General features: G+C 31.8%; 21 protein-coding genes and 2 other annotated features. Of the genes, 19 read left to right on the top strand and 2 right to left on the bottom strand.

Features of this window, described 5'->3' with window-relative positions:
* Window positions 1-7 precede the first annotated feature (7 nt).
* The 5 genes from KGNDJEFE_RS09950 to proC all read left to right on the top strand — a co-directional run bounded on the left by KGNDJEFE_RS09950 (window position 8) and on the right by proC (window position 5,975).
* On the top strand, window positions 8-862 hold the full coding sequence (locus KGNDJEFE_RS09950; protein ID WP_006440747.1) for a protein-ADP-ribose hydrolase: 855 nt from the start codon (window positions 8-10) through the stop codon (window positions 860-862).
* Window positions 863-950: 88 nt separating this feature from the next.
* A complete protein-coding gene (locus KGNDJEFE_RS09945) occupies window positions 951-1,745 on the top strand; it encodes a DUF6873 family GME fold protein (RefSeq protein WP_006440748.1) in 795 nt (264 codons plus the stop codon).
* A gap of 181 nt (window positions 1,746-1,926) precedes the next feature.
* The gene (locus KGNDJEFE_RS09940) at window positions 1,927-2,529 is read left to right on the top strand and encodes a DUF445 domain-containing protein (protein ID WP_050754678.1); all 603 of its coding nucleotides are present in this window, start codon (window positions 1,927-1,929) and stop codon (window positions 2,527-2,529) included.
* 69 nt (window positions 2,530-2,598) lie between these two features.
* Window positions 2,599-2,812 (top strand) — a binding site (T-box leader).
* A 95-nt stretch (window positions 2,813-2,907) separates the two neighbouring features.
* The gene (gene thrS, locus KGNDJEFE_RS09935) at window positions 2,908-4,824 is read left to right on the top strand and encodes a threonine--tRNA ligase (protein WP_006440750.1); all 1,917 of its coding nucleotides are present in this window, start codon (window positions 2,908-2,910) and stop codon (window positions 4,822-4,824) included.
* 353 nt (window positions 4,825-5,177) lie between these two features.
* Window positions 5,178-5,975 (top strand): pyrroline-5-carboxylate reductase, encoded by a 798-nt coding sequence (gene proC, locus KGNDJEFE_RS09930; protein WP_006440751.1) that lies wholly within the window; start codon window positions 5,178-5,180, stop codon window positions 5,973-5,975.
* Between the two features lie 68 nt (window positions 5,976-6,043).
* Here proC and KGNDJEFE_RS09925 read toward each other — a convergent pair whose 3' ends face one another.
* On the bottom strand, window positions 6,044-6,604 hold the full coding sequence (locus KGNDJEFE_RS09925; RefSeq protein WP_006440752.1) for a manganese efflux pump MntP: 561 nt from the start codon (window positions 6,602-6,604) through the stop codon (window positions 6,044-6,046).
* A 369-nt stretch (window positions 6,605-6,973) separates the two neighbouring features.
* Here KGNDJEFE_RS09925 and KGNDJEFE_RS09920 point away from each other — a divergent pair, with 369 nt between their 5' ends.
* From KGNDJEFE_RS09920 to KGNDJEFE_RS09865, 12 genes are all read left to right on the top strand, one after another.
* Window positions 6,974-7,843, top strand: coding sequence for a methionyl aminopeptidase (locus tag KGNDJEFE_RS09920; protein ID WP_006440753.1), 870 nt, complete (start codon window positions 6,974-6,976; stop codon window positions 7,841-7,843).
* 243 nt (window positions 7,844-8,086) lie between these two features.
* Window positions 8,087-8,596 carry a translation initiation factor IF-3 gene (infC, locus tag KGNDJEFE_RS09915; RefSeq protein ID WP_071585598.1) on the top strand — a complete coding sequence of 170 codons (510 nt, stop codon included), beginning with the start codon at window positions 8,087-8,089 and terminating at the stop codon, window positions 8,594-8,596.
* Between the two features lie 28 nt (window positions 8,597-8,624).
* Complete coding sequence (gene rpmI / locus KGNDJEFE_RS09910) at window positions 8,625-8,822, top strand: 50S ribosomal protein L35 (protein ID WP_006440755.1); 198 nt, start codon at window positions 8,625-8,627, stop codon at window positions 8,820-8,822.
* A gap of 67 nt (window positions 8,823-8,889) precedes the next feature.
* Complete coding sequence (rplT, locus tag KGNDJEFE_RS09905; RefSeq protein WP_006440756.1) at window positions 8,890-9,246, top strand: 50S ribosomal protein L20; 357 nt, start codon at window positions 8,890-8,892, stop codon at window positions 9,244-9,246.
* 277 nt (window positions 9,247-9,523) lie between these two features.
* The gene (locus KGNDJEFE_RS09900) at window positions 9,524-10,891 is read left to right on the top strand and encodes a TrkH family potassium uptake protein (protein WP_006440757.1); all 1,368 of its coding nucleotides are present in this window, start codon (window positions 9,524-9,526) and stop codon (window positions 10,889-10,891) included.
* A gap of 35 nt (window positions 10,892-10,926) precedes the next feature.
* Window positions 10,927-11,598: a potassium channel family protein gene (locus KGNDJEFE_RS09895; protein ID WP_118549637.1), complete on the top strand. Its 672-nt coding sequence runs from the start codon at window positions 10,927-10,929 to the stop codon at window positions 11,596-11,598.
* A 3-nt stretch (window positions 11,599-11,601) separates the two neighbouring features.
* On the top strand, window positions 11,602-12,396 hold the full coding sequence (locus KGNDJEFE_RS09890; protein ID WP_006440759.1) for a TrmH family RNA methyltransferase: 795 nt from the start codon (window positions 11,602-11,604) through the stop codon (window positions 12,394-12,396).
* A 59-nt stretch (window positions 12,397-12,455) separates the two neighbouring features.
* Window positions 12,456-12,692 (top strand) — a binding site (T-box leader).
* A gap of 82 nt (window positions 12,693-12,774) precedes the next feature.
* Window positions 12,775-13,794 (top strand): phenylalanine--tRNA ligase subunit alpha, encoded by a 1,020-nt coding sequence (gene pheS / locus KGNDJEFE_RS09885; RefSeq protein ID WP_006440760.1) that lies wholly within the window; start codon window positions 12,775-12,777, stop codon window positions 13,792-13,794.
* A gap of 27 nt (window positions 13,795-13,821) precedes the next feature.
* Entirely contained in the window at window positions 13,822-16,215 is a 2,394-nt protein-coding gene (pheT, locus tag KGNDJEFE_RS09880; RefSeq protein WP_006440761.1) for a phenylalanine--tRNA ligase subunit beta, read from the top strand.
* 30 nt (window positions 16,216-16,245) lie between these two features.
* A complete protein-coding gene (zapA, locus tag KGNDJEFE_RS09875) occupies window positions 16,246-16,857 on the top strand; it encodes a cell division protein ZapA (RefSeq protein WP_006440762.1) in 612 nt (203 codons plus the stop codon).
* 166 nt (window positions 16,858-17,023) lie between these two features.
* Window positions 17,024-19,453: a U32 family peptidase gene (locus tag KGNDJEFE_RS09870; protein ID WP_006440763.1), complete on the top strand. Its 2,430-nt coding sequence runs from the start codon at window positions 17,024-17,026 to the stop codon at window positions 19,451-19,453.
* A 1-nt stretch (window position 19,454) separates the two neighbouring features.
* On the top strand, window positions 19,455-19,937 hold the full coding sequence (locus tag KGNDJEFE_RS09865; RefSeq protein WP_006440764.1) for an NUDIX hydrolase: 483 nt from the start codon (window positions 19,455-19,457) through the stop codon (window positions 19,935-19,937).
* A gap of 86 nt (window positions 19,938-20,023) precedes the next feature.
* Here the strand turns inward: KGNDJEFE_RS09865 and KGNDJEFE_RS09860 are convergent, their stop codons facing one another.
* Window positions 20,024-20,896: a CvfB family protein gene (locus tag KGNDJEFE_RS09860; RefSeq protein WP_006440765.1), complete on the bottom strand. Its 873-nt coding sequence runs from the start codon at window positions 20,894-20,896 to the stop codon at window positions 20,024-20,026.
* A gap of 169 nt (window positions 20,897-21,065) precedes the next feature.
* Here KGNDJEFE_RS09860 and KGNDJEFE_RS09855 point away from each other — a divergent pair, with 169 nt between their 5' ends.
* Window positions 21,066-21,800 carry a GntR family transcriptional regulator gene (locus tag KGNDJEFE_RS09855; protein ID WP_006440766.1) on the top strand — a complete coding sequence of 245 codons (735 nt, stop codon included), beginning with the start codon at window positions 21,066-21,068 and terminating at the stop codon, window positions 21,798-21,800.
* A 48-nt stretch (window positions 21,801-21,848) separates the two neighbouring features.
* Window positions 21,849-22,982 (top strand): N-acetylglucosamine-6-phosphate deacetylase, encoded by a 1,134-nt coding sequence (gene nagA, locus KGNDJEFE_RS09850; RefSeq protein WP_006440767.1) that lies wholly within the window; start codon window positions 21,849-21,851, stop codon window positions 22,980-22,982.
* The last annotated feature ends 78 nt before the right edge of the window (window positions 22,983-23,060 follow it).

Below are 23,060 nucleotides of genomic sequence, written 5' to 3'. Positions count from 1 at the left end.
ATGAGTTATGAAATGGAAAGACTATGCTGAGGATATAAAACTGTTTGAAGGATTAGATAAAACAGTTAAACCACTAACAGAGGAGCAGAAAAATAAGAATATAAAAACACTGATTACTTATTTTTCATCTGATGTTCCAGCAAAAGTGTATAGCTCAAAAGTTGAATTAGAACCTATAGAAAAATTAAAAGCATTATTAGCAGCTTATCCGGTTAAAAAAATTACTCCGGAAATACTATCAATGCTTGAAAATATTCTTCTAATGGAAAATGATATAGAAAATGCAGTTGATGCAAATTCAATAGAAGAAAAAGAAGATAGAATCGCTGTTTGGAAAGGCGATATAACAAAAATAAAAGCTGATGCCATTGTAAATGATGCAAACAGTTCATTATTAGGAAATAGACAGCCATTCCACAAAGGAGTAGATAGTAAGATTCATGCAGCAGCAGGACCAAGACTTAGAGAAGACTGTAATACAATAATTGAAAAACAGGGACATATTGAATACGCAGGAGATGCTAAAATAACTAGAGCATACTGCCTACCTTCAAAATATGTTGTTCATACTGTAGGACCAGTTGTTTTAGGTGGAAATCCTAGTAAAGAGCATGAAAAGCAGCTACTTCACTGCTATAAATCAGTTCTGAATACTGTAAAAGATATAGACGATATAAAAACTATAGTATTCTGTGGTATATCCACAGGATCTTCAGGATATCCAAAGAAAGAAGCTGCACAACTTGCAGTAGATAGAGTTAGAATTTGGTTAAAAGAAAATCCAGAAAAAGATATAAAAGTTATATTTAACGTATACGATGATGAAGAAATGGAAAAATATCTAAAAGCATTAGAAAGATAAATTTCTTATTAAGAAAAATAGAATTAAATTAGATTAAAAGTAAGGCAGTATGAATTTCGTACTGCCTTTTATTTTGAGGTGAGATATTATGAAATTTGTAGAAAGTCCGTTTTGTTTTGAGGGAAAATTAAAGACTTGTATAGTTGATGGAAGGATTAAATATGAACTAGAAAAAAGTCTTTTAGATAGAGATATTAGAGTTATAAAAACTCCAAAATGTAAAGATGTATATGATGCTATATCTTATCATCCAGATATTCAATTTTTTAACTGTGGAAATGGAAAAATAATAGTAGCACCTAATTTATATGAAAGTTATATTGAGATTTTAAATGATTTTTACTCATCAGAAAAAGGACATGAAATAGAAAAGAATAAAATTAATTTGATAAAAGGGGAGAAACCTCTAAGTAAAAAATATCCCGATGATATTGCATATAATGTCTGTATTGTAGGAAAATATGCACTCCATAATTTTGAATATACAGATAAAGAAGTATTAAAATATTTAGATGAAAATGAGTTTGAGAGAATAAACATAAAACAAGGATATTCTAAATGTTCTATATGCGTTGTTGATGATAAATCAATAATAACTGCTGATAAAGGTATAGTAGACAGTATAGAAAAAAGTGGAGCTGATATAGATTATCTGCTTATAGAACAAGGAAATATAGATCTGTTTGATATGAATTTTGGATTTATTGGAGGTTGTACAGGGATATTATCAGATTCAGAAGTTGGATTTTTAGGGAAGGTAGAAAATCATCCGGATTTTGAAAAGATTAAAGAGTTTTTAAATAAATATGGAAAAAGATATGTATCTCTTTCTAAGGAGAAACTTATAGATTTAGGATCTATAATACCAATTGTAATAGAATAGTGAATTTAAAGTGAAATTATAGATTAAAATGATTAAGGTGTTGAATAAATTAAATAGATAGGTATATAATAATATTCTGATGTAGCATAGAAATAGATAACTCTAGATTATGCATATATAAAAATTAAAACGAAATTAATTAGATTGATTAAAAAATATTAAAAGGGAAAGGATGTTTGTTATGAATATATTTTTAAGAATATTATTTATGGCGATAATTGGGGGGCTTATAGGATATATTACGAATGTTGTTGCTATAAAAATGCTATTTAAACCGTACGAACCTATAAAAATACCACTTACCAACATAGAAATAATGGGGTTAATACCTAAGAGAAGAGCTGAAATAGCAAAAAATGTAGCTGAGACAGTAAAAAGAGAGTTACTTAGTGAAGAAGACATATTCAATGGAATAATAAAAGATGAAGATAAAGCAGAAATAGCGGGATATATAAATTCAAAGGTATCCAATATAATAGCTGAAAAAGCTATATTCCTACCATCTTCTTTAGTTAATAAAATAAACGGTTATATATCAGATATAGTTGACAAAGAAGTTGGAAATGCTATAGATGATTTAGGTAGTAACTTTATAGAAAAAGCAAAAGATAGGGTAGATATAGAAAAAATTATTGAAGATAGAATAAATGAGTTTGATATAGAGTATTTAGAAGAGGTTACTGTAAGAATAGCTAAGAAAGAATTAAAACATATAGAGGTTCTAGGACTACTTCTAGGATTCTTAATTGGTATTATTCAGGGCTTAATATCACTTGTTATATAATATTTCAGAAAATTAAAAGCTTTGTATTGTAATATGCAAAATGATGTGGTAGAATGAAATCAGAGTTTTATATTAGCGATGAAAAGACAGAGTAGGATAAAGATCGTCTTACAGAGATTTTGGGTCACCGGCTGAGAGCCCAATAGAAATGAGTTATCTGAAAACTAGCTTGGAGCAGGATTTAGTAGCGAAAGTGAAAGTATCCGGGTGATTACCTTATAATCTTCAAGAGGATGTTTTATACATCAACTTGGGTGGAACCGCGAGCACACTCGTCCCAATTTTATGGGACGAGTTTTTTTATTTCCATAAATTGCAAAATATAAAATTAATATGTAAATTATTATCAATTAATATAAAAAAGGGGAGGACACAATAATGATAAAAGTATCTTTAAAAAACGATGTAAAAGAATTTGAATCAGGTGTATCAGTTTTAGATGTTGCTAAGTCAATAAGTGAAGGTTTAGCAAGAAGTATAGTTGCAGCTGAAGTTGATGGGGAAGTTGTTGGATTAGATACAGTATTAGACAAAGACTGTTCAGTTAATCTTCTAAAATTTGAAGATAAAGAAGGTAGAGAAGTATTCAGACATACTTCATCTCATATCTTAGCTCAGGCTATAAAAAGATTATATCCAGAAGCTAAATTAGCTATAGGACCTGCTATAGACAATGGATTCTACTATGACATAGATTTAGAACATAGTTTAGTTCCAGAAGATCTTGAAGCTTTAGAAAAAGAAATGAAAAAAATAGCTAAAGAAGATTTAAAAATAGAAAGATTTGAACTTCCAAGAGAAGAAGCTATAAAATTAATGCAGGAAAAAGGTGAAGACTATAAAGTAGAATTAATAGAAGATTTACCTGAAGATGCAGTAATATCATTCTACAAACAGGGTGATTTCACAGATTTATGTGCTGGACCACACCTTCTTTCAACTAAGAAAGTAAAAGCAGTTAAACTTACAAGTGTAGCTGGTGCTTATTGGCGTGGAGACGAAAATAGAAAAATGCTTCAGAGAATATACGGTGTATCTTTCGAAAAGAACAAAGACTTAGAAGAACATTTACACATGTTAGAAGAAGCTAAGAAAAGAGACCACAGAAAATTAGGTAAAGAATTAGGATTATTCATGATACCTGAAGAAGGACCAGGATTCCCTCTAATGTTACCAAAAGGTATGGCTCTTAAAAATGCTTTATTAGAATACTGGAGAGAAGTACATAGAGCAGCTGAATACGTTGAAATAGAAACTCCAATAATATTAAATAGAAAATTATGGGAAACTTCAGGACATTGGTATCACTACAAAGAAAATATGTATACTGTAAAAATAGATGAAGAAGATTACGCTATAAAACCAATGAACTGTCCAGGAGGAATGTTATACTATAAGAGCGAAATGCACTCTTACAGAGATTTCCCAATGAGAGTTGCTGAACTTGGTAGAGTTCATAGACACGAATTATCTGGAGCACTTCACGGATTAATGAGAGTTAGAGCATTTACTCAGGACGATGCTCATATATTCATGTTACCAGAACAGATAAGAGATGAAATAAAAGGTGTAATATCTTTAATAGATGGTATATATAAAACATTTGGATTTGAATATCACTTAGAATTATCTACTAGACCAGAAGATTCTATGGGATCTGATGAAGAATGGGAAGCAGCAGAAAATGGTTTAAGAGGAGCTCTTGAAGAATTAAATCTTCCATTCGTTGTAAATGAAGGAGATGGAGCATTCTACGGACCTAAGATAGACTTCCACTTAACTGACTGCATAGGAAGAACTTGGCAGTGTGGTACTATACAGCTAGATATGCAGCTTCCAAGACAGTTCGATGCTACTTACATAGGACAGGATGGAGAAAAACATAGACCAGTTATGATACATAGGGTTGCATTCGGAAGTATAGAAAGATTCATAGGAATACTTATAGAACAGTATGCTGGTAAATTCCCAGTTTGGTTAGCTCCAACTCAGGTTAAAATAATACCTATATCTGACAAATACGCTGATTATGCTGAAAAAGTTAGAAAAGAATTATTCGACAATGGATTAAGAGTTGAAGTTGACGGTAGAGTTGAAAAAGTTGGATTCAAGATAAGAGAAGCTCAGCTTGAAAAAGTTCCTTACATGGTAATAGTAGGTGAAAAAGAAGAAGCTGAAAACAATATATCTGTAAGATCTAGAGATGAAGGTGAATTAGGTAATGTTGAATTAGCTAAATTCATAGAAGACGTACAGGCTAAAGTAAAATCAAGAGAAAATATAGTAATGGAATAAATATAGTATGGGGCTGTTACAAGGATTGTAGCAGCCCTTTCTTTGACTTAACACAAGTATTCGCTCTCCAGGCTTCAGCGCCCCAACCATTTGTTTAACACATTTCAAGGTTTTGGGGCGCTTGCAGAATTGTCGGTGCGAGCTACTTGTGTTTAAGTCTTAAAAGAAAAGGGCTACTACAATCCTTGATAACAGCATACTGTTTATTTTAAGGAAGTAGTTTATTTAGGAATATAAAATATCTATATGATTACATTTTATAATTGAAAATGCTAGATTATATTGATATAGGTATTTATGGTATAATTATTATTAATTAAGAGTTTAATGTAATTTTTTGAGGAGGTAATTGTATGAAGTTTGGATTTTTAGGTGTAGGTAATATGGCAGCAGCTATTATGAAGGGGATGTGTTTAGGTAAGTCTTTTGATAATGCTGATGTTCTAGGATATAATAGAACAGCATCTAAGGTAGAGAAGTTATCTGAGCAGTATGGTTTAACTACTTGTTATTCTGTTAAGGAGCTTATGGAAAATTCTGATGTTGTGGTTTTATCTGTTAAGCCACAGGTGTTACCAGATGTTATGCCAGAAGTTAAAGAGCTTTTAAGAGAGGGGCAGTTAGTTATATCAATAGCAGCAGGTAAGGAAATAAGTTATTTACAGGAAAATTTAGGTGAGGATGTGCATATAGTTAGAGTTATGCCAAATGTAAACGCACAGGCTTTAATGTCTACTAGTTGTTTTACTTGTAGTGCTAATGTAACTGATGAAGAAAAAGAAGTTGTTAAGACAATGTTTGGGGAAGTTGGAAGTATAGTTGAGATAGAAGAGCATCAATTTGCTGTATTTACTGCAGTTGGATGTGCATCTCCAGCATTTACTTATATATATATAGATGCTTTAGCAAGAGCTGGTGTTAAATGGGGGCTTCCAAAAGATGTTGCATTAGATATAGCAGCAAGCTCAGTTCTTGGATCTGCTAAGATGGTTATGGAATCTGATAAACATCCATTTGGATTAATGGACGAGGTTTGTTCTCCTGGTGGAACAACAATAGAAGGTGTTTGTCAGCTTCAGGACAATAATTTCATGAGTACAGTTGAAAAAGCAGTTAGTGCAGTTATAGAAAAAGATATGTCTTTAAAATAGAAAATATAAAATAAAATGTAAAAACGGGCTGTTGAAATGAATCAATAGCCCATTTTTTATTATAAAAATTAAAATATTCCGAGATGTTGTAGTAATATTTTTGTGCCTAGTAGTATAAGTACTACACCACCGGCAAATTCAGCTTTAGATTTGAATCTTATTCCAAATAGAGTACCTATTCTTATCCCAAATGCAGATATTATAAATGTAGTTATACCTATTAATATAGCAGCATAGACTATGTTTACGCCTAAGAATGCAAATGTGATACCAACAGCCATTGCATCTATACTAGTTGCTATAGCTAAAACAACCATAGTTTTAAAATCAAAAGAAGAACTTTCAACATCGCAACTTTCCTCTCTAGATTCTTTAATCATATTTGCGCCTATAAGAGCAAGAAGTACAAATGCAACCCAGTGATCTATAGACATAATTCTTTCTTTAAAACTACTTGCAAGAATATATCCAATTACAGGCATAAGTGCCTGAAAACCACCAAAGTATGCACCAGTCAAAAGTGATTTTTTTACATCTCTTTCTCTAAGCGTAAGTCCCTTACAAATTGCAACTGCAAAAGCATCCATTGAAAGTGCTACAGCAGTTATAAATAATTCAAATAAACTCATAATTTCCTCCTTAAAATTTATAAAATCAGCAAATTAGAATAGTTTGATTTAAAATGAAAATAAAAAAAGACCTATCTACAGCTTAAGCTGCAGATAAGTCTCGTCATTCAAAATAAAGCCAGACAGTCAAACTGCCAGTATGTTGACTAAATTACAATCTTAAAAGATTGCCAACTACTCCCTTATTGCTAAAAATTATCATATAAATATCTTCTAATATTATAAGTGAAAGCATTTGTAATTGTCAATTACAAATGAATTATAAAATTCTTTTGTAAAAATAAATAAACCTTCACATATTAAAAATAAGTGATAAAATATAAATGTAGATTTAAAATAATTAAAAATAATTGAAAGGAAGGATAACAAATGACTACTAATAGAAATGATAAATGCTGGTGTGGAAGCGGATTAAAATATAAAAAATGCCATATGGACTTTGATGAAAAATACAATGAAATGGCGGCAAAAGGACACATAATGCCACCAAAATCTTTAATAAAAAATAAAGAACAGATAGAAGCAATAAAAGAAAGTGGAAAAATAAATACAGGAGTACTTGATGAAGTTGCAAAACATATAAAAGCTGGAATGAGTACAGCTGATATAGATAAAATAGTTTACGATTATACAATAGCTCATGGTGCAACTCCAGCCCCTCTTGGATACGGTGGATTCCCTAAGAGTGTTTGTACTTCTATAAATAGCGAAGTATGCCATGGTATACCAGATGAAAATATAATCTTAAAAGAAGGAGATATTGTCAATGTAGACGTATCTACTATAAAAGATGGATATTTCTCAGATGCATCAAGAATGTTCAAAATAGGGAAAGTTAGTGAAGCTGCTGATAAAATAACTGATATAGCTAAAGAATGTTTAGAAGCAGGTATAAAAGCAGTTAAACCTTGGGGACATCTTGGAGATATAGGTGCTGCAGTACAGGAATTAGCTGAAAAAAATGGATACTCAGTAGTAAGAGCTTTTGGTGGACATGGAATAGGATTAGAATTCCACGAAGATCCATTTGTAGCACATGTTGGTAAAAAAGGTCAGGGAATGGTATTAGTTCCGGGAATGATATTTACAATAGAGCCAATGATAAATGAAGGTGAATACGATGTATATGTTGATGATGTAAATGAATGGACAGTATACACAGCAGATGATTCTCTATCAGCTCAGTGGGAGCATCAAATACTAGTAACTGAAGATGGAATAGAAATAATAACACGGTAATAAAAAATAAATTTAAACTTTTTCAAAAAAAGACTTGCATTAAGTTGCAATAAGTAATATAATAAACAAGTAAGTTAAAAGACAGCAAGTAGAAATCCGTTTCTCACCTTACGACGAGAGTTAGTAAGTGTTAATATGAGTTAGAGAAGCTTTAGGTAAAAGCTTTATTAGTAATGAGAACTTATATGGCGGATGATAATTTATCATTCGCCTTTTTTAATATAATGATGGAGGTGGACTACCATTAGTAAGGAAGTCGCAATAAACGAACAGATAAAAGAAAAGGAAGTAAGAGTTATCTCTGCAAACGGAGAACAGCTTGGAGTTATGCCTACAAAAGAAGCTCAGGGATTAGCAAATAATAAGAATTTAGACTTAGTTCTAATATCACCAAACGCTAAACCACCTGTTTGTAAAATAATGGATTATGGAAAATACAGATACGAACAGGCAAGAAAAGAAAAAGAAGCAAAGAAAAAACAGAAAACTGTTAATGTTAAAGAAGTAAGATTAAGACCAGGTATAGAACAGAACGACCTTAATACTAAAGCTAAACAGGCTATGAAATTCTTATCAAAAGGAGATAAGGTTAAAGTAGAACTTAGATTTAGAGGTAGAGAATTAGGTCACAAAGACCTTGGTAAAGATGTAATGCTTAAATTCATAGAAGCAGTGAAAGAGTTTGGAGAACCAGCGAAAGCCCCTACATTTGAAGGGAACAACATGGTTGTAATAATAGATCCAAAAAAATAGATAAATATTCGAGAGGAGGAACTTTGTCATGCCAAAAATGAAAACTCATAGAGGTGCAGCAAAAAGATTAAAAAGAACAGGAAATGGAAAATTAAAAAGAGCTAAAGCTTACAAAAGCCATATATTAACTAAAAAATCTGCAAAAACTAAAATGAACTTAAGACAGTCAACTTTAGTTTCTGAAGGTGATGCTAGAAGAATAGCTCAGTTATTACCATACAAATAAGAATCGTAATAAAAGAAACGGAAAATATAAGAAGATTTTAAATAATAAATAATGGAGGATAAGAATAATGGCAAGAGTAAAAAAAGGTATGAATGCCCGTAAAAAACATAAAAAAGTTTTAAAACTTGCAAAAGGATTCAGAGGATCTAGAAGCAAATTATTTAGACCAGCTAATGCATTCGTTATGAAAGCATTAAGAAATGCATACATAGGTAGAAAATTAAAGAAAAGAGATTACAGAAAACTTTGGATACAGAGAATAAATGCAGCTGCTAGAATGAACGGAATATCTTACTCAAGATTAATGAACGGTTTAAAATTAGCAGGTGTTGAAGTTAACAGAAAAATGTTATCTGAAATGGCTATAGCTGATCCAGCTGGATTCGCTAAACTTGTAGAAGTTGCTAAAGCTAAATTAGCTTAATTAACATTATACTACCGTAAATACAGACTGTTTTGCATAAGCAAGACGGTCTTTTTTTTTATGTTTTTTGTGCTTAAACTTAACAATTGATTGTATTCGATAAGGTTGTTTTTAATTGTAAATTAGAATATAATATATTAATGACATTTAAAATAATTAGTTAGAACTTAAAATAAAAATAAACATAAAATAAAACTGTGTCAGCGGACACAAAAATAAAGTTATATCAAAATGTATAATTTTATGATGTTAGGAGGTATGAAGGAAATTGAAAACGATGCTCAAAAGAGTGGCTTCTTATGGAAGTGGAATGCAGCCGACTCAGGTAATGGTAATCGGATTCGCAACGGTTATATTAGTAGGAGCTATAATATTAAATTTACCAATATCTACTCAAGATGGGGAAAGTATAGGATTTTTAAATGCACTATTTACGGCTACATCTGCGGTGTGTGTAACAGGGCTGGTAGTAGTGGATACGTCTACTTATTGGAGCTTCTTTGGACAGCTAACGATAATAATGCTTATACAAATAGGTGGACTTGGATTCATGACGGTTACGACGATGTTTGCACTTATAACGGGGAAAAGAATAAATTTAAAAGAAAGACTTTTAATACAGGAAGCGTTAAATCAGAGAGATTTATCTGGTATAGTAAGACTTACTAGATATGTACTTATGATGACATTTACTATAGAGGGGATAGGAGCACTTATACTATCTACTAAATTTATACCAATGTTTGGATTTGTAAAGGGCACGTGGTTTTCAATTTTCCATGCAATTTCTGCATTTTGTAATGCAGGATTTGACCTTATGGGAGCTACAGCGGGTAAATTCACATCTATAGTATGTTTTAACAATAGTTATTTAGTTATGCTTACAATTTCAGCATTAATAATACTTGGTGGGATTGGATTCCCAGTTTTACTAAATATAATTAGAGAAAAAAGATATTCAAGATATAATTTACATACTAAAGTGGTTATTTTCACTACTATTTCGCTTATAATAGTGGGCACAATTACTATTTTAGCTATAGAGTTTGATAGACCAAGCACTCTTGGAGATATGCCTCTACCTCAGAAAATTGTAAATGCATATTTCCAGTCTGTTACATCTAGAACAGCAGGATTTGCAAGTATAGATCTTACTAAGCTTAGAGAAAGTACACTATTTGCAATGATAATTTTGATGTTTATAGGAGCAGCACCAGCATCTACTGGTGGAGGTATAAAAGTTACAACACTTGCAACACTTTTATTATCTGTTAAGAGCCTTATCCTAGGAAAATCAGATATAGAAATATATGAAAGAAGAATAAGCTCATCAACAGTTAGAAAAGCGATGGTAATATTTGTAGTTGGGATAAGCTTTGTTGTAATAGGAACATTTTTACTATCTGCAACACAGGAACAATTTACATTAACAGCTGCAGCATTTGAGGTTGCATCTGCATTTGCGACTGTTGGGCTTAGTATAGGTGGAAGTCCTACACTGACACCTATAGGTAAACTACTTATAATAATGTATATGTTCGCAGGACGTGTTGGATCACTTACAATATTTATGGCATTTATGTCAGGCGGTTCTAAAAAAGTTCAGCCAGTTAGATATCCTGAAGGAAGTTTAATCGTAGGGTAAAATTTTTAGGGTTATTAGGAGAAGAGAAAATGAGTATGAAACAGTATATAGTAATTGGATGCGGTAGATTTGGTGCATCAGTTGCATCTACAATGCATTTATTAGGCCATCAAGTCATGGCAATAGATAAAAATGAAGATATAATACAGAATCTTTCGGATAAGGTAACACATGCAGCAATAGTCGATGTTACAGATGAGCAGGCACTTAGATCTCTTGGTTTAAGTAACTTTGATGTTGCTATAATTGCTATAGGTTCAGATATAAGAGCATCTATAATGGCTACACTTATAGCTAAGGAAATGGGAGTAGAAGAAATTATCTGTAAAGCTAAAGATGAATTACAAGCTAAAGTTCTTTATAAAATAGGTGCAGATAGAGTTGTATTCCCAGAGAGAGATATGGGGGTTAGAGTTGCACACAACCTAGTATCAAACAATATACTAGACCATATAGAATTGGACCCAGAATACTCTATAGTTGAAATAGTTGTTCCTAAAAAATGGGTTGGTAAATCTCTTATAGAACTAGAACTTAGAAGTAGATACGAAATAACAGTACTTGCAATAAAGAGTGGGAAAGAAATAAACGTAACTCCATCTCCAGAAGAAAAACTAGAGGGTGGAAATATACTAGTAATAATAGGTAAAAACTCAAGTATAAGAGATATAATAAACCAGAATATTGAAACTGTAGGGAGAAGATAGTATATGGTAGAAATAACTAGTAAAGACAATGAAAAAATAAAAAGTACTAAACTTCTTCTTAAATCAAAAAATAGAAATAAAGAGAGTAAATTTATAATAGAGGGATATAGAATTCTTACTTTAGCATTTGAGCAGAAGGATATTATAGATTACGTCTTTATAAACGAGGATTTTGAAAATAAAGAAGAACACAGAAAGTTTTTAAAAGAATTAGAAGATGCAAATATAAAAGTATATAAGACAACTAACAAGAATTTTAAAGATATGGTAGATACTGAAAATACTCAGGGGATACTAGCTGTTGTTTCTTATGAAAAGAAAACTCTTGAAAAAAATCTAACTGACGACGATAAATATATCATAGTCCTAGATAGAATTCAGGATCCTGGAAATATGGGAACAATAATAAGAACAGCAGATGCAGCTGGAGCTGATGCAATAATAACTTTAAAAGGATGTGTTGATATATACAATCCAAAGGTAATAAGATCTACAATGGGATCTATATTTAGCATGAATATAATTCCTGCAGAGAGAGATGAGATGTTATCTACATTAAAATCAAAAGGAATAAAAATAGTATCTAGTTGGCTTAATACAGAAAACTGGTATGATACTGTAGATTATGGGAATAAAGTTGCGCTTGTAATAGGAAATGAGGCAAATGGTATAGATGATGTCATAGCTGAAAACTCTGATTTACTTGTAAAAATACCTATATACGGAAGTGCAGAATCTTTAAATGCTGCAATAAGTTCTGCAATTCTAATGTACGAAATTAAAAAATCACTTGTCTAAAATGTTGACAATGTGTTATAATTATGAAGAATTGTAAATACAATTACAAAAATTTCAAATAATTAATGTTGATAGAGAAAAGTACTGTGAACCATTTCAGTAAAGAGATAGATTGTCGTTGGCTGTGAGCAATCTTCTGAGATATCATAGGAAGTTCGCTCTGGAGTTTCTAAGCTGAAATCTTACGATGTGTAGGTTTGGACGTATAAGATGCGTTAAATCTTTTGAGGTGGTCTAATTAAAGTTTATTAGGCTACTAGGGTGGTACCGCGGAATTATAGTCTTTCGTCCCTAGCTGGGATTGAAAGACTTTTTTTATGCAAATTATGAAAATAAGAAAACTAAGAAAAATTATTAAATGAAAGGGTGATATTAAAGATGCAGGAAAAACTTCTTGAATTACAGAAAAATGCATTAGCTGAAATAGCAGAGGCAGACAGTATAGAAAAAGCTGAAAGTCTTAGAGTTAAGTACCTTGGTAAAAAGGGAGAACTTACAATAATATTAAAAGGAATGGGAAAATTATCTGCTGAAGAAAGACCAGTAGTTGGTAAAGTAGGTAATGAAGTTAGAACAGCTATAGAAGAAGGAATAAACAACGCTAAAACTGAGCTTAAAAAAGCAGAACAGGCTAAAAAATTAGCAGAAGAAGTAATAGACGTTACAATGCCTTCAAAAGAATTTAAAGTAGGTAAAAAACATCCTATAACTAAAATAATAGATGAAGTAACTGATATATTCATAGGAATGGGATTCTCAATAGCAGAAGGTCCAGAAGTTGAAACAGTTAGAAACAACTTCGATGCACTAAACGCTCCAAAAGATCATCCATCAAGAGATATGTCAGATACATTCTACATAAATGATGATTTATTATTAAGAACACAGACTTCTCCAGTTCAGATAAGAACTATGGAAAAAGAAGATTTACCAATAAAAATAATAGCTCCTGGAAGATGCTTTAGATCTGACTCTCCAGATGCTACACATTCTCCAATGTTCCATCAGATAGAGCTTCTAGTTGTTGGAAAAGACATAACAATGACAGAATTCAAAGGAACTTTAAACACATTTGTTCAGAAATTATTCGGAAGTGAAACAAATACAAAATTCAGACCTCACAACTTCCCATTCACTGAACCAAGTGCAGAAATAGACGTAACTTGCTTCAAATGTGGTGGTAAAGGTTGCCCAGTTTGTAAAGGAGAAGGTTGGATAGAAATATTAGGTGCAGGTATGGTACATCCTAACGTACTTAGAAACTGTGGAATAGATCCAGAAGTTTACAGTGGATTTGCGGCAGGTATGGGTGTTGAAAGACTTGCAATGCTTAAATACGGTATAGATGACATAAGATTATTATTCGAAAATGATGTTAGATTCTTAGATCAGTTCTAATTTGATGAAATAGGGAGGAAAAAGTAAATGTTAGTATCAGTAAAATGGTTAAGAGATTACGTAGATATAGATATGGACGTAAAAGAATTTGCCGATATGATGACAATGACAGGGACTAAAATGGAAACTGTTGAATACTTCGGTGAAGATATAGAAAATGTTGTAGTTGGGAAAATATTAGAAATAAACCCACATCCAAATGCGGATAAATTAATAGTAACAAAAGTTGACGCTGGAGAAAAAGTTCTTCAGATAGTAACAGGAGCAAAAAATGTAAAAGTTGGAGATTATATACCTCTAGCAATACATGGTGCTAAACTTCCTGGTGGAATAAAAATAAAAACAGGAAAATTAAGAGGCGAAGTATCAGAAGGTATGATGTGTTCTGCAGCTGAACTTGGTATAGATGAAAAATATGTTGAAGAATACAAAAAGAACGGAATATTCCTTCTTGATTACGAAGATAGTTATGAAACAGGTAAAGATGTTAAAGAAGTTCTTGGTATAAATGATGCAGTTATAGATTTCGAATTAACATCAAATAGACCAGACTGCAGATGTGTAATAGGTATAGCTAGAGAAGCAGCTGTAACAGTTGGTAAAAAAGTTAAATACCCAGAAGTATCTGTTAAAGAAGAAGCTGACGAAGCAATAGATTTCGATGTACAGATAGAAAACCCAGAATTATGTAGAAGATATGCAGCTAGAATAGTTAAAGATGTTAAAATAGCTCCATCTCCATACTGGATGCAGAGAAGATTAATAGAAGCTGGTGTAAGACCTATAAACAACATAGTAGATATAACTAACTATGTAATGTTAGAAATGGGTCAGCCAATGCACGCATTTGATTTAAGTGATATAGGAACTGGAAAAATAGTTGTTAGAAATGCTGAAGAAGGAGAAAAATTCGTTACTTTAGACGAACAGGAAAGAACTCTTGATAAAGATATGTTAGTTATAACTAACGGAGAAAAATCTTTAGCTTTAGCTGGTGTAATGGGTGGATTAAACTCAGAAATAAAAGATACTACAACTGAATTATTATTCGAAAGTGCAAACTTCCAGGCTGAAAATGTAAGAGCTACTTCTAAAAAATTAGGACTTAGAACAGAATCTTCTTCAAGATTCGAAAAAGGTATAGATCCAAACTTAGCAGAACTTGCTGTAAACAGAGCAGCTCAGTTAGTTGAAATGTTAGGTGAAGGTAAAGTATTAAAAGGTATAGAAGATAACTATCCTTCAAAACCAGAACAGAAAATACTTACAGTAAATCCTAAGAGAATAACAGCTAGATTAGGAATAGACCTTCCAATAGCTCAGTTTATAGAAATATTAGAATCATTAGAATTCGACTGTGACTTAAAATCTGCTGAAGAATTAGAAATAAGAGTGCCTTCATTCAGATTAGATATGGAACAGGAAGCTGATGTTCTTGAAGAAATAGCAAGAATATACGGATTCGAAAATATACCAGCTAAACAGTTAGAAGGTAACTACACAGCAGGTATAAAAACTGAAAGACAGAAATTCAACGATATACTAAAATCTACTGCTCTATCAACAGGATTATATGAAGTACTTAGCTACTCATTCGTAAGCCCATCAGGAGTAGATAAAATAAAATTACCTGCAGATTCTCCAAAGAGAAACTTTGTAAAACTTTTAAATCCACTTGGAGAAGAAACTTCTGTAATGAGAACTACAATGATACCAAATATGCTTGATATAGTATACACTAATATGTCAAGAAAGAACCCAGAATTCGCTGGATTCGAATGTGGACATGTATTCGTACCAAGTGAAGAAGGACTTCCTTCAGAATTAAATCATATGTGTATGGCAATGTATGGAAAAGAAGTAGACTTCTTTGTACTAAAAGGTGCAGTTGAAAAAGTTCTTGAAAGAGCAGGAATGAAAGAATATGAAATAATACCAGAAAAAGAAAACACTACATTCCATCCAGGTAGATGTGCTAAAATAGTATGTAATGGAGCATTAGTAGGTTACTTAGGAGAAGTACATCCTGACGTACTTGAAAACTACGGATTAACTCAGAGAGTATATGTTTGTGAAATAGATACTGATGTGGTATTTGAAAATTCAGACAGAACAATAGTATTCAAATCTCTTCCAAAATATCCATCTACATCAAGAGATATAGCACTTACTGTAAAAGATGAAGTATATGTAAAAGATATAGAAGATATAATAAAAGCTAATGGAGAAGGATTAGTTGAAAGTTATAGATTATTCGACGTATACAGAGGATCTCAGATAGAAACTGGATATAAATCTGTAGCATACAGCATAACTTATAGAAGTGCTGAAAAAACACTTACTGATGATGATATAGCACCAGTTCATGAAAACATATTAAAAGAATTAAGCGAAAAATTAGGTGCTGAATTAAGAGCTTAATGAAAAGTAATCATTAGGGGGTTGAAACCGATGAATAAAGTTACTGTAAAAATACAGGGAGCTGAATATCAGATGACAGGAGATAAACCTGTTGAAAAAATGAAACAGATAGCTGATTATGTAGACAGTGAAATGAGTACAATAGCTGAGGCGAATTCAAGACTTAGTATATCAGCAGTATCAATACTTACAGCTCTAAACATAGCAGATCTTCTATTTGAATGCTCTGAAGAAAACCAGGAAATAGCTAAAGAGCTTGAAGAATTACAGGCAAATGCAGAAAATGGTATAAACTCTGAAGCTGCAAAAGAATTAGAAGAAAAAATAGCATTAAAAGATAAGGAAATAGAAGAGTTAAAAAACGGGGTTGAATCTAAAAACTCAGAACTTGAAGAGCTACAGAAAAGAATGGCAGAACTTATGGAAATAGTAGAAGAAAAGAAAAAAGAAATCTTGGAACTACAGAATCCAGAAGTATGTCAGGAAATGAATGTAGATGAAAGAATAAAAGAGCTAGAAGAAAAATTAGTTGAGGCTAATAAAAAGGTAGAAACTGCTGAACAGATAGCATCTGAATTCCAGAATAATGCCTACGAACTTCAGCTTGAAAACACTGAGCTTAAAAATAAATTAGACAAATAACGCAAATGTATTGCAAAAAGAGTCGCTTGATACATATAATATATGGAGCGGCTCTTTTTTTTATGCCGATTTTTAAGTGAAAATAATTGTTTTTAAAAAGAAATTATATTAGATAATTGTTGGAATGTTGAAATAAAATTATGATTTCAATAAGAAGGAGGAAATGATGAATAAAATAGAACTTCTTGCTCCAGTTGGAAGCTTTGAAGCGTTAAAAGCAGCTGTTCAAAATGGTGCAGATGCAGTTTATTTAGGTGGAAAAGATTTTAGTGCTAGAGCATCTGCAAATAATTTTGATAGAGAAGAACTACAGGAAGCGGTTAAATACTGTCATACAAGAGGAGTTAAACTGTTTATAACAGTAAATACATTGATAAAACAGAATGAGGTAGAGGATTTCATCGAGTATATAAAATTCTTATACGATATAGATATAGATGCTGTAATCGTACAGGATATAGGTATGGCAATGCTTATAAAAAGAGAACTTCCAGACTTCGAAATACATGCAAGTACTCAGATGGCAGCACATTCACTAGAAGATGTAGAGTATTTAAAAAGCATTGGATTTAATAGAGTAGTTCTTGCTAGAGAACTAAGTGCACCAGAGATAAAAGAAATTTGTTCAAAGGTTAAGGTTGATATAGAGGTATTCGTACATGGAGCACTGTGCGTATGCTATTCTGGTCAGTGTTTAATGAGTAGTATGATAGGAAATAGATCTGGAAATAGAGGTAGATGTGCACAACCTTGCAGACAGAAATATGAATTAATAGATTTAGAAACAAGTGAAACTGTAAACACAAATGGAGAATATCTATTAAGTCCTAGAGATTTAAACACTATAGAAGAAATTGGAGAAGTAATAGACGCGGGTGTATTATCTCTAAAAATAGAAGGAAGAATGAAAAGACCTGAGTATGTTGCAACAGTTGTATCTGCATATAGACACGCAGCAGATAACTATATAGCTACAGGAAAAACTGGTGTAACTACTGAAGATATGAACGAACTTTATACAATATTTAATAGAAAATTCACTAGAGGATATATACTTGGAGAAAAAGGTATAGATATAATGAACTCTGAAAAACCAAACAACAGGGGTCTATACATCGGTAAAGTAGTAGATTTTAATAAGAAAAGAAAAAGATTAAAGATAAAACTAGAAAACACTCTTAAAAAAGGCGATGGAATAAACCTTGGTGGAGGAACTATCGGTAGAATAATCAAGGGAAATGAGATAAGTGAAATAGGATTCGCTGGAGAAACTATAGAGTTAGACTTTGTAGGAGAAGCTAGAAAAAATCAGGATGTATTTAAAACATCGGACAACTCTCTAATAGGAAGGGTAAAATCTACTTTTGAAAGCGATAAAGAATTAGTCAAAACTCCTGTATATATGAGATTTAAAGCTTATATAGGAGAAAAACCTGTACTTGAAATATCTGATACAGAAGGAAATTCGGTGCTAGTTGAGGTAGAAAAAGAGGCAGAAAAAGCTATGAAGGTAGCATTATCTGAAGAAAAGGCAAAATCTCAGCTTGAAAAACTTGGAAACACTCCTTATGAGTTAGAAAATATAGAACTAGATATAGGTGAGGATGTTAGTATTCCTGTAAGTATGATAAATAAAATGAGAAGGGAAGCTATAGAAAAATTATCTGATGCAAGAGAAGTTGTAAAAGGAAGAAGTCTAAAAGACAAAGAAATAGACTACTCTATAGAAGATAAAAGACCAGAGTATCTAGAAGAAGAGCCTAGAATAAGAGTTAAGGTTAAAAATTTAGAGCAGTTAAAAGCGGTTGCGGATTTAGAAATAGATACAATATACTATGAAAACTTATACGATTTCGATGAAGCTAAAAAAATAGCTGTGGAAAACAACAAGAAAATAGTATACTCTGCACCTAGAATAATGAGAAATCCTGACTACAAGGTATTTGATAAGATAATAGATGAAATAACTGAAGAGGATTCTGTACTTGCGGCGAGCTGGGGAGAAATAAAATTCTTTACAGAAAACTGTGGATGTGGAATAAGAGCAGATTGGTCATTAAATGCATTCAACGGAGAGAGCATGAATTGGCTTAGAAACAGTGGAATGGAAAGTATATGTATATCTCAGGAAATGAATGTAACTGAAATAAAAGAATCTATAAAACACACAGATGCAGAAATAGAAACAGTTGTATACGGATACGCACCTATGATGATAAGTGAATACTGTCCAATGGGTGTACTTGTAAGAAACTGTAAAAAAGACAAAAGATGTGCAGAATGTAGAAAAGATAAATATATGTTAGAAGATCAGAAGGGAAACCAGTTTAGACTATCTCAGAGCGAATTCTGTAGAACTACAATATACAATTCTGAACCTACAATAATGCTTGAAAATCTTGAAGATGTTGCAGAAACTGGTGTGGACTTCTTTAGATTAGACTTCTCACTAGAAACACCAGAAGAAGTTAGAGAAATAGCTAAAGCATATATAGAAACAACAGAAAACGACTTTGAATTAAGCAACACTGCAAAAAAAGTGTTAAATAAAAACAGAAATTACACAACTGCTCACTTCTACAAAGGAGTTGAGTAATATGAATAAGACAGTACTTACAACTATTTGCTATATTGAAAAAGGTGGCAAAACGCTTATGCTTTATAGAAATAAAAAGAAAAATGACGTACATGAAGGTAAGTATGTTGGGATTGGTGGAAAATTTGAATTTGGAGAAACTCCAGAAGAATGTATAATAAGAGAGATTAAAGAAGAAACTGGATTAACTGTAAATTCACTTAGATATCATGGACTTATTTCTTTCCCTAAATTTGCAAATGACGACAACTGGTATATGTTTATATTTAGTTGTAGAGATTTTGAAGGAGAGGTTCCTGAGGATAGATTAGATGATTGTCCAGAGGGTAGACTTCTTTGGGTTGATAACGACAAGGTTATGGACTTAAATATGTGGGATGGAGATAGAGTATTTTTAGAGTGGGTAGCCACTAAAAAGGTGTTTAATGCAAAAATTGAATATAAAGAGGGAATCTTGGATAAATATCATGTAGATTTCTATTAAAAGTAATAAAAAAGGCATATACTACTAAAATTGGTATATGCCTTTTATCATCTGTGATATTATGTAATTTTATCTTAAAGATTATATTATTTTAAATATGTTCCGTTTTCGTCCTGGTATACTATACTTTTTCTCATAAGTACACCTAAAGCTCTTTTGAAATTCTTTTTACTTGAATTGAATAATATTTTTATATCTTTTGGATCAGATTTATCGTTAAATCTCATATATCCGTCATTTCCTTCAAGATAGCTTAATATCTTGTATTCAACTGAATCCATTTCAGATTTTCTGTCCGCTCTTGGAGTAAGTCCTAGTTTTCCGTCATCGTATATTTTTATAACTTTTAGGTTTTCCATAACCTGTCCGACATCTAAATCTGTGAAGTATTCGTTATTTAGTATAACTGCAGCGTATTTGTTGTCTACACAAAGCATAGCAGTTCCATTAGTCTGGAATCCGTACACTATACCAGTTACAGTATCTCCTAAATTGTACTCGTGGTCTGTAGTTAGATGATTGTCTATATCAGTAGTTGCAGCTATTCTTCCACTCTTATCTACATATATATAGAATAAATATTTTTCATCTCTAAACATTGGATGAGTTTTTTCTCTAAATGGTACAAGTACGTCCTTTGGAAGCCCAACATCTATGAATGTACCTATATCAGTATTATCAACTACTTTAAGATATGCTATATCCCCCACGCAAGCTAAAGGTTTCTTTGTAGTTGCAGCAAATCTTCCTTTAGAATCTTTGAATATGAAGACTTCGACTTCTTTTCCGACCTCGATTTCAGTTCCGTCTTCAATAAATTTGTTGTGAAGTAGTACATCGTCAGTTGAGTTGCCTGTCTGACCATCTAAGAAATAGCCAAAATCAGCTTTTCTCTTAACTTCGAGATTGTTTAATTCTCCTATTTTTACCAAATTTTTCACTCCTAACGTTTTAATCATTAAATCTATTATAATACATAAGTCATATGAAATGGAAAGTTATTTTAATTTAAGAGAAATAAATTTTTATAAAGTAAGTTAAGAAAAATTATTTTTTTGTTAAAAGCATTGAATAAAATATACTATAGGTATATAATTGGTATAGACCAAAATAAAAGGTGGAATCGATATGAAGAAAGTAGATAAAACTAGCTCTGTATCAATACATATCCAATTACAATCGATAATAAAGGATATGATAGAGTCTGGAGAATTAAAAGAAGGCGACGTACTTCTTCCAGAAAGAGAAATTTGTAAAGAACAAGAAATAAGTAGAATGACTGTCAATAAAGCTATAAATGCACTTGTTTCTGAGGGAATTCTCTACAGAAAACAAGGTAAAGGAACTTTTGTAGCACAGAAAAAGAAAAAATATCAGTTCAACAATGTAAAAGGGTTTACAGAAGTTATGAAGAGCAGAGGAATTGATATTAAGACAGATATAATAAAATTTGAAATACTAAACCCAGATGATATTATAATGGAAAAACTGGGAATAACTGACAAAAGAGAAAACGTATACAAGATAAAAAGAATTAGATATGTAGAAAATGAGCCATTTGGATACGAGATTGCATACATTCCTGAAAAGGTATGTGGTGGTATGACAAAGGGAATGTTAGACGATAATTCTTTGTATAAAATTTTGGAAAATGAATATGGATACAAAGTAGCTAGAGTAGAGCAGATAATAGATCCTATACAAGTAGATACAAAAGTTAGCGAAAAACTACAATGTGAAAAAGGACGGCTAGCACTTAGTATTCAGAGAACATCTTACACAGAAGATGAAAAAATTATAGAATATACAGTGACTATAATTAGAAGTGATAAATATCAGTATGAGATAAATATAGGAATGTAATTTTAATAGAATAAATTTAAAAAATTATTGATTAGGAGGGGTATTAAAATGAAATGCCTTACAAACGGTAGAATTATATTAAAAGACAAAGTTTTAGAAGGAAAAAATATTATATTCGATAGCAAAATACAGAGTATAACTAGTGAAATTCCTGAAGGGTGCGAGGTAATAGACGCTAAAGGTCAGTATATATCTCCAGGTTTAATAGATATACATATACATGGTAATATGGGTGAAGATACTATGAATGGTACAGACCACGCAATAGAAACTATGTCAAAATCTGTTGCACGTCATGGTGTTACAGGGTTCTTACCAACAACTATGACAATGGGAAAATCTGATATATATACAGCTTTAGATACAATAAGAAGAGCAAAAGCTAGAAAATTAAACGGTTCTCAGGTACTTGGATCTCATGTTGAAGGGCCATTTATAAATGAAGCATTTAAAGGTGCTCAGAATGCTAAATTCATAGCAATACCTGAATTCTCATTTATAAAAGACTATTCAGATGTTATAAAAGTTATAACAATAGCTCCAGAAAAAGACGAAAACTTTGAATTTATAAAAGCTGTTAAGAGAAGTACAGATATATTAATATCTATGGGACACAGTAAAGCTACATTTGATGAAGCAAATGCAGCTATAGATGAAGGTGTTGGAAGTGTTACTCACTTATTCAACGCTCAGACAGGATTAAACCACAGAGAGCCAGGAATAGTTGGTGCAGCACTTACTAGAGATGTATTCACTGAAATAATAGCAGATACAATACATGTAAACAAAGGATTATTCCAGTTTGTAATACATAACAAAGGTAAAAATAAATTAATACTTATAACAGACTCAATGGAAGCTGGAGGTCTTGAAGATGGAGAATACTCATTAGGTGGACAGAAAGTTATAGTTAAAGATAATGCTGCTAGATTAGAAAATGGAGCATTAGCAGGAAGTGTTTCAGCAATGAACTCTATGGTAAGAAACTTCTACAACAACACAGATTTAACAGTAGTAGAAGCTATAAATCTTGCTTCTTTAAACCCAGCAACTGCAATACATGTAGATGATAAAAAAGGTAGTATAGAAATAGGTAAAGATGCAGACTTTGCATTATTTGACGATGATTTCAACTGCAGTATGACAATTTGTACAGGAGATATAGTATTCGAGCAGAAATAGTAGTAAAATCTAAATATAATAAAATGTAAAAATCCGCAAAGAGCGGTAGAAGATAAATAAAAAACATATTGGAGGAGT

Source organism: Peptacetobacter hiranonis (assembly GCF_008151785.1).
Classification (GTDB): domain Bacteria; phylum Bacillota; class Clostridia; order Peptostreptococcales; family Peptostreptococcaceae; genus Peptacetobacter; species Peptacetobacter hiranonis.
The sequence above is the reverse complement of the archived record's forward strand: the minus strand, read 5'-3'. Positions and strand labels throughout refer to the sequence as shown.

What these genes read in the sequence shown, in the direction of transcription:
- zapA (WP_006440762.1), top strand. Translation starts at nt 16,246, where the DNA reads ATGAATAAAGTTACTGTAAAAATACAGGGAGCTGAATATCAGATGACA.
- KGNDJEFE_RS09855 (WP_006440766.1), top strand. Translation starts at nt 21,066, where the DNA reads ATGAAGAAAGTAGATAAAACTAGCTCTGTATCAATACATATCCAATTA.
- nagA (WP_006440767.1), top strand. Translation starts at nt 21,849, where the DNA reads ATGAAATGCCTTACAAACGGTAGAATTATATTAAAAGACAAAGTTTTA.
- KGNDJEFE_RS09950 (WP_006440747.1), top strand. Translation starts at nt 8, where the DNA reads ATGAAATGGAAAGACTATGCTGAGGATATAAAACTGTTTGAAGGATTA.
- KGNDJEFE_RS09890 (WP_006440759.1), top strand. Translation starts at nt 11,602, where the DNA reads ATGGTAGAAATAACTAGTAAAGACAATGAAAAAATAAAAAGTACTAAA.
- KGNDJEFE_RS09940 (WP_050754678.1), top strand. Translation starts at nt 1,927, where the DNA reads ATGAATATATTTTTAAGAATATTATTTATGGCGATAATTGGGGGGCTT.
- KGNDJEFE_RS09895 (WP_118549637.1), top strand. Translation starts at nt 10,927, where the DNA reads ATGAAACAGTATATAGTAATTGGATGCGGTAGATTTGGTGCATCAGTT.
- pheS (WP_006440760.1), top strand. Translation starts at nt 12,775, where the DNA reads ATGCAGGAAAAACTTCTTGAATTACAGAAAAATGCATTAGCTGAAATA.
- rpmI (WP_006440755.1), top strand. Translation starts at nt 8,625, where the DNA reads ATGCCAAAAATGAAAACTCATAGAGGTGCAGCAAAAAGATTAAAAAGA.
- thrS (WP_006440750.1), top strand. Translation starts at nt 2,908, where the DNA reads ATGATAAAAGTATCTTTAAAAAACGATGTAAAAGAATTTGAATCAGGT.
- KGNDJEFE_RS09925 (WP_006440752.1), bottom strand. Translation starts at nt 6,604, where the DNA reads ATGAGTTTATTTGAATTATTTATAACTGCTGTAGCACTTTCAATGGAT.
- KGNDJEFE_RS09920 (WP_006440753.1), top strand. Translation starts at nt 6,974, where the DNA reads ATGACTACTAATAGAAATGATAAATGCTGGTGTGGAAGCGGATTAAAA.
- proC (WP_006440751.1), top strand. Translation starts at nt 5,178, where the DNA reads ATGAAGTTTGGATTTTTAGGTGTAGGTAATATGGCAGCAGCTATTATG.
- pheT (WP_006440761.1), top strand. Translation starts at nt 13,822, where the DNA reads ATGTTAGTATCAGTAAAATGGTTAAGAGATTACGTAGATATAGATATG.
- KGNDJEFE_RS09945 (WP_006440748.1), top strand. Translation starts at nt 951, where the DNA reads ATGAAATTTGTAGAAAGTCCGTTTTGTTTTGAGGGAAAATTAAAGACT.
- KGNDJEFE_RS09900 (WP_006440757.1), top strand. Translation starts at nt 9,524, where the DNA reads ATGCTCAAAAGAGTGGCTTCTTATGGAAGTGGAATGCAGCCGACTCAG.
- KGNDJEFE_RS09865 (WP_006440764.1), top strand. Translation starts at nt 19,455, where the DNA reads ATGAATAAGACAGTACTTACAACTATTTGCTATATTGAAAAAGGTGGC.
- KGNDJEFE_RS09870 (WP_006440763.1), top strand. Translation starts at nt 17,024, where the DNA reads ATGAATAAAATAGAACTTCTTGCTCCAGTTGGAAGCTTTGAAGCGTTA.
- rplT (WP_006440756.1), top strand. Translation starts at nt 8,890, where the DNA reads ATGGCAAGAGTAAAAAAAGGTATGAATGCCCGTAAAAAACATAAAAAA.
- KGNDJEFE_RS09860 (WP_006440765.1), bottom strand. Translation starts at nt 20,896, where the DNA reads ATGATTAAAACGTTAGGAGTGAAAAATTTGGTAAAAATAGGAGAATTA.